The organism is Microvirga sp. P4_G7 (assembly GCF_056401005.1).
Map to the genome: position 1 here is coordinate 1 of NZ_JBFUKD010000150.1, position 6,974 is coordinate 6,974.

Genomic DNA, 6,974 nt, shown 5'->3' on the forward strand with positions numbered 1-6,974 from the left:
GCGCGGCCTATCGCAACGGCTCTTCTCGCCTTGGCGGTGTTGCTCGGCAGCATCCTGGGCTATCGCCTCTTGCCGATTTCCTCGCTCCCTCAGGTCGATTTTCCAACCATCCAGGTGACGACGCAACTCCCGGGCGCTAGCGCAGACACAGTCGCTGCTCTCGTCACGGCGCCGCTGGAGCGCCAGCTCAGCCAGATTTCCGGATTGCAGACCTTGAGCTCAATGAGCTCTTACGGTTGGAGCCAGATCACGCTGCAATTTATTCTCGATCGAGACATCGATGCAGCATCGCAGGATGTGCAGTCGGCGATCACCGCCGCAAACAGCACCTTGCCAAACGACCTGCCATACCCACCCGTTTACGCTAAGGTCAATCCGGCCGACCCGCCGATCGTGACCCTTGCTATCACCTCGCAGACCGAGTCGTTGGCGCAACTCAGCGACATCGCGGACACGCTGATCGGACAGCGTCTCAGTCAGATTTCCGGCGTCGGTCAAGTTACAGTGCAGGGTAAGGTCCGGCCTGCCGTGCGCATTCAAGTCGATCTCCCGCGGCTCGCATCTTACGGCATCTCGCTGCAGACGTTGCGGAGTGCCATCGCCAATGCAAATTTGTCGGGATCCAAGGGTTCCCTCGACGGAGCGCAAAAGGCTCTATCGATATCCGCCAACGATCAACTAGAGAGCGCAAAGGCTTACGAGAGCGTCGTCGTGGCGTCGCCCAACGGTACACCCGTCTTCGTCAAGGACGTCGCGAACGTCGTCGGCGGCTTGGAGAACAACAAGGTCGCTGGATATTACAACGGAAAGCCGGCGGTCATCATCGACGTAAAGCGCCAACCCGGCGCCAATATCGTCCAGACGGTCGCCCTGATTCAGCAGCAGATCCCGATCCTCTCGCAATCGATGCCCGCTGGAGCCGTCCTCTCTATCGTCAGCGACCGCACCGGCACGATCCGTGCCTCGGTACGGGAAGTCGAAATGACTCTCGTCCTGAGCGTCGGCCTCGTCATTCTGGTCGTTTTGTTGTTTCTCCGGACRTTCAGCGCCACGCTCGTCGCCGGCATTGCGCTCCCGCTTTCCATCATGGCGAGCTTCGGCGTGATGTACTTTGCAGGGTTCAGCATCGATAACCTTTCGCTGATGGCACTGACGATCGCGGCCGGCTTCGTTGTCGACGACGCGATCGTCATGATCGAAAACATCACACGCTACATCGAAGAAGGTCTTTCCCCACTGGAGGCTGCGTACAAGGGCGCCGGCGAAATCGGCTTCACCATCATCTCGCTGACCATGTCCCTCATCGCCGTCTTCATCCCTCTGTTGTTCATGACCGGCATTGTCGGCCGGCTGTTTCGCGAGTTTGCCCTGACCTTGACGATCACCGTCGTCGTTTCTGCGGTGATATCGCTCACGCTCACACCGATGTTGGCGTCGCGCTTGTTGAAACCGGCGCGACGTGACGGACATTTTTTCCTCGTTCGCTGGAGCGAGCATTGGCTCGATGCACTTCTGCGCTTCTATCGCGTCACGCTCGATATCGTACTCCGTCACCGGCGAATGACGCTTCTCACGGCGATCGTCACCCTATTCGCGACGATTGCGCTCTATGTCGTCATTCCTAAAGGATTCATGCCGCAACAAGACAGCGGCCTGCTGACGGTCACGACGGAGGCCGCGCAGGATGTTTCGTTCGAGCGTATGCAGGAACTGCAGGCGCAAGTGGCGACAATCGTCACGCAGGATCCCCATGTGGCCGGGGTCGTATCACTCGTGGGTATCGGCGCAACCAATCCGACACTCAATGCGGGGTACCTCGCGGTCTCGCTCGCGCCACTCTCGGACCGGGCGTCAGCCAAGACAATCATCGCGCGCTTGCAGCAACGCCTCTCCGGAATTCCCGGCATCAACGCCAGTTTCCAGATCGTGCAGGACATCCAGATCGGCACACGCAGCGGACGTACGCCTTATCAGTATGTGCTGGTCGGCGCCGATTCCGAGAGCTTTCCGACTTGGGCCGCACGTCTCAACGACGCGCTGCTCAACCTTCCCTCCTTGTCGCATGTCTCGTCCGATTTGCAGAACAACGGGCAACGTGTTCGGATCAATGTGGATCGCGTAGCGGCCGGACGTCTCGGCGTGACCATGCAGGCCATCAACGAGGTGCTCTACGACGCCTTCGGACAGCGCCAGATTTCGACCATCTACGGCCAAGCGAACCAGTACCGTGTGGTGCTGGAAGCCGATCCTCGGTATCAGACCGATCCGAGCGCACTCGCCCAACTCTACATCGCAGGTGCCGGGGGTAAGCAAGTGCCGCTTCTGTCGGTTGCCGAAATCAAGCGTGTCGCCGCGCCGCTCGTCGTCAACCACGTCCAGCAATTCCCAGCTGTCACGTTCAATTTCGATCTTGCCGCCGGTGTCTCGCTGGATCGGGCGATCAGGGACATCAAGGCGGCCGAGGCCAGCGTCCAGCTACCGTCGAATTTCGTCGGCAGTTTTACCGGCGATGCACAGGAATTCGCACAATCTCTCGCCAGCCAACCGTGGCTCATCCTGGCTGCGATCGTGGTGATCTACATCGTCCTCGGCGTTCTCTATGAGAGCCTGGTCCATCCCTTTACGATCCTGACGACGCTTCCGTCGGCGGGCGTCGGTGCGCTCCTCGCATTGATGCTCTTCGGCATGGAACTGTCGCTGATCGGGATCATCGGCATCATTCTGCTCATGGGCATCGTGAAAAAGAACGCGATCATCATGATCGACTTCGCGATCGACGCCGAACGCAAAGGTGGAATGAGACCAGAAGCCGCGATCCGCGAGGCGTGCCTTTTGCGCTTTCGCCCGATCATGATGACGACCGTCGCCGCGCTCCTCGGCGCCTTGCCGCTCGCGTTCGGACACGGTGCGGGTGCGGAGTTGCGCGTTCCGCTCGGCATCACCATCGTCGGCGGGCTGATCTTGAGCCAGATCCTCACCCTGTACACGACACCCGTCATCTATCTCTCGATGGACGATTTGCGCAGGCGCTTTGTTACACGTGTCGGCACGTTTCCAGGGTTGGAAGCAGATCCCACGACGACGAATCCGGAACGTCCGTCATGAACGTTTCGGAGCCCTTCATCCGCAGACCTATCGGCACTCTTCTCCTCGCGGTCGGATTGCTTCTTGCCGGTGCGGTGGCCTACGCTTTCCTTCCGGTCGCCAGCCTTCCGAGCGTCGACTTCCCCACAATCCGCGTTTCGGCAAGCTTGCCCGGTGCCAACCCCGAAACAATGGCCGCGACCGTTGCCGCTCCGCTCGAACGGCATATCGGCACGATCGCCGGCGTCACGGAGCTCACCTCGACCAGCTCTCTCGGTTCGACGAACATCGCCGTTCAGTTCGACTTGACCAGGAGCATCGATGATGCCGCTCGCGATGTACAAGCCGCCATTACCGCGGCGCGGGTGGATTTGCCGAGCAGCCTATCGCGGCAACCGACGGTAAGAAAGCTCAACCCGGCATCGATCCCGGTGATGATGTTGATCATGACATCCAAGACACGGGCCGCGAGTGAGCTCTTCGATCTCGCCGATCTCGTGGTGGGAACGCGCATCGCGCAGGTTCCGGGCGTCGCCGACGTCAATGTGGGCGGATCGGAGCAGCCAGCTTTTCGCGTCGCCGTCGATCCGGGCGCCCTGCAAGCGCGTGGGCTGGGACTCGAGGACGTTCGGACCGCCATCACGAGCGCAACGTCCCTTGCCCCCAATGGACGCTTCGACGGTCAGGATACCAGCGTGCTCATTGGCACGAACAGTCAGATTCGCGACATCGAAGATTTCGCCACCATCGTTCTGAAGGCAACCGACGGGCGTATCGTCCGGCTGACCGATATCGCCGACGTTCAAGCCGCCACACGCAACCGCCTCAGCGCGGGAGGTTACAATCGCCAACCCGCCGTGAGCCTGACGATTCAAAAGACATCCGAGGCCAACGTCGTCGAAACGGTCGACAGGATTCGGGAACTCCTGCCGGAGATTCAGAACCTCCTGCCCGCCGATGTGACCCTTTTCGTCATGAACGACCGGACGAAGATGATCAACGCCAGCATCGACGAACTTCAGTTCACCCTCGCGGCGAGCGTTGTGCTCGTGATGCTGGTGGTTTTCGTTTTCCTGCGACGCGGTGCGGCCATCATTGCTGCCGGAATTACCGTGCCGCTTTCGCTTGCTGGCACTCTCGCGCTGATGTGGGCATCGGGATTCAGCCTCAACAACATGTCACTCCTCGCGCTCACGATCTCCGTCGGCTTCGTGGTCGACGACGCGATCGTGATGATCGAGAACTGCTACCGCAACATGGAAGCAGGGCTGAAACCGTATCAGGCGGCTTTGGTCGGTGCGCGCCAAATTGGTTTTACCGTCATTGCGATCAGCATCTCATTGATCGCCGCATTCATTCCGCTGCTGTTCATGGGTGGCATCACGGGCCGTATTCTGCGGGAATTCTCGCTCACGCTGACCTACGCTGTCGCAATCTCCGCCGTCGTATCGCTCACCGTGACGCCGATGATCTGCGGACGCTTCATCCGCCGCCTGCCGCAACCGCGGGAAACGGTGATCGACAGGCTGATCGAACCCTTCCTTGATGGAGTCACGGCGCTCTATGCCAGGAGTTTGCAAAGAGCATTCAAACATCAATGGCTGATGCTTTTCCTGACAGCCGGAGCGGCGGTACTGACGGTCTATTTCTATGTCACCCTACCGAAATCCCTCATGCCACAAAGCGATACAGGCCTGATCGTCGGGTTCGCGCGCGCCTCACCTGACACTTCATTCCAGGCCATGAGCCGCATCGGTGAGAGGGTGACCGACATTCTCATGGCAGATCCTGGTGTCGAGGGGGTAAGCTACTCGGTGGGCGGTTCTGGTTTTGGCGCCAATAACCAGGTTCGCTTCTTCCTCAACCTGAAGCCGCTTGAGGAGCGCCGCGCGACGACGTTCGAGATCATCACGCGGCTGCGCGAAAGTCTGGCGTCGGTCGTCGAAGCCCAGGTGACCCTGTTTCCGCCGCAAGAGATCACGATCGGCGCGCGCTCTTCTCGCTCGCAGTATCAGTTCACATTGTGGAGTACCGATCTCGACGAGCTGACAAAATGGGTGCCTCAAGCCGTACAGCGTGTCCGCGGCGTGCCGGGCATCGTCGACGTCAATACCGATCGTGAACAAGGCGGGCCGGAGGTTTTTGTGCGCATCGATCGCGTGCAGGCGGCCAGGCTCGGCATCGCCGTGCGCGACATCAACGCTGTTCTGAACAACGCGTTTTCGCAGCGTCAGATCGCGACGCTCTACGGCGATCGCAACCAATACAAAATCGTTCTCGAGGTTGACCCACGTCTTCAGCGGGATGCAGGAGGTCTCGATCACCTTTTTGTCGAAGCCAGCAACGGCACCCAAGTTCCGCTCTCTGCGGTGACCACCTTGGAATCGTCGTCTGCGCCACTGGTCGTCAATCATCAGGGTCAGTTTCCATCGGTGACCATCAGTTACAACCTGGCGGAAGACGTTGCCCTTGGCGAGGCGACAGACAGGATCGCGCTTGCCGTCGCGCAACTGCACATGCCGGAAAGTGTGCACGTGCAATTCGCGGGGGACGCCGCGACCTTGGCGCAGACGCAAACGAGCCAGGTGTTCCTGATCATCGCCGCGATCGTAACGATCTATCTGGTGCTCGGCATCCTCTATGAGAACCTCATCCATCCCCTGACGATCCTGTCGACCTTGCCCTCGGCCGGCCTCGGCGCATTGCTCGCGTTGAAGCTCACGGGAACGAGTCTTTCACTCCTCGCGCTCATCGGGATCATGCTCTTGATCGGCATCGTCAAGAAAAACGGCATCATGCTGATTGACTTCGCGCTCGAGGTGGAACGGAAGGACGGTCTCTCGCCGGAAGATGCCATACGCGCGGCTTGTATCGAGCGTTTCAGGCCCATTACCATGACGACTCTTGCCGCCCTTCTCGGCGCGCTTCCCTTGATTTTTGCTGGTGGCGCCGGTGCCGAAATTCGCCAGCCGCTCGGCATCACAATCGTCGGTGGTCTTATCATGTCTCAGCTTCTGACGATTTACACGACGCCGATCATCTACCTTTTGCTCGACCGGTTACGTTTCCGAAAGCGCGAGGCCAGTTTGGAGGCGAACGCTTGACGTTCCCTTCGTTTCGAGTGGTATCGTGAGGCGGCCCTAGGCGACCCGACGGATACGCTCTCGATGCGCGGTGTAGAGCCCGCTTCCGACGATCACGCATGCTCCAACGACCGTCCAAAAATCCGGCACGTTGCTGAAGATCAGGTATCCGAGCAACGCGGATGAGATCAGTTGCATATAGGAGAATGGTGCAAGAACGGATGCGTTGGCGTTCCTGAAGGCCAAGACGACCAGAAGCTGCCCGACGGTCGACGTCACGCCGGTTGCGAGACCGAGTGCAACTTCATGCCAACCGAGCGGAGACCATTGAAACGGAACCATGAACGACAGCACGATCAGTCCGACGAGGGCCGCATAGGTCAACGTCACGATCGGCCCGTCCCCGCCGCTCATCTTGCGGGTGATGACGAGGCCCACGGCCCAGCTCAGAGCCGAGAAAATGGGGAAAATCGCGGAAACATCGAACACGCCTAGACCCGGTCGAACGACGATCAGGACACCGACCAGGCCGATGACGACCGCGAGCCAACGTCGAATACCGACGGTCTCGCCAAGGAGAAAAATCGACAAAGCTGTGACAAAGGCGGGAGATATGAAGGAGATTGCCGTCGCTTCCGCCATCGGCAAATAGCGGAGGCCGGTGACGAAGAGCGTGGCCGAGCCCAGGATGCCGAATCCGCGGGCAATCTGGAGGCCGGGTGTCTGCGATCTGAGGAGTGGTCCCTTCCCAAAAGCCGCGTGAGCGCCCAGCATGATGATCGTGAAGACGACGAAGCGCAGCCACGA

At 59.8% G+C, this 6,974-nt stretch carries 3 protein-coding genes; 2 read left to right on the forward strand and 1 reads right to left on the reverse strand.

The annotated features are described in order from the left end of the window. Positions 1–3,105: efflux RND transporter permease subunit (locus tag AC1DT3_RS09000; RefSeq protein WP_477464916.1), on the forward strand; the 3,105-nt coding region annotated here is incomplete at its 5' end. Continuing rightward, positions 3,102–6,188, forward strand: a complete 3,087-nt coding sequence (locus AC1DT3_RS09005; RefSeq protein WP_477464917.1) for an efflux RND transporter permease subunit — start codon at positions 3,102–3,104, stop codon at positions 6,186–6,188. The genes AC1DT3_RS09000 and AC1DT3_RS09005, both read left to right, overlap by 4 nt. Before the next feature lie 36 nt (positions 6,189–6,224). Here the strand turns inward: AC1DT3_RS09005 and AC1DT3_RS09010 are convergent. Continuing rightward, a partial coding sequence (locus AC1DT3_RS09010) for a DMT family transporter (RefSeq protein ID WP_477464918.1) occupies positions 6,225–6,974 on the reverse strand: 750 nt, incomplete at its 5' end.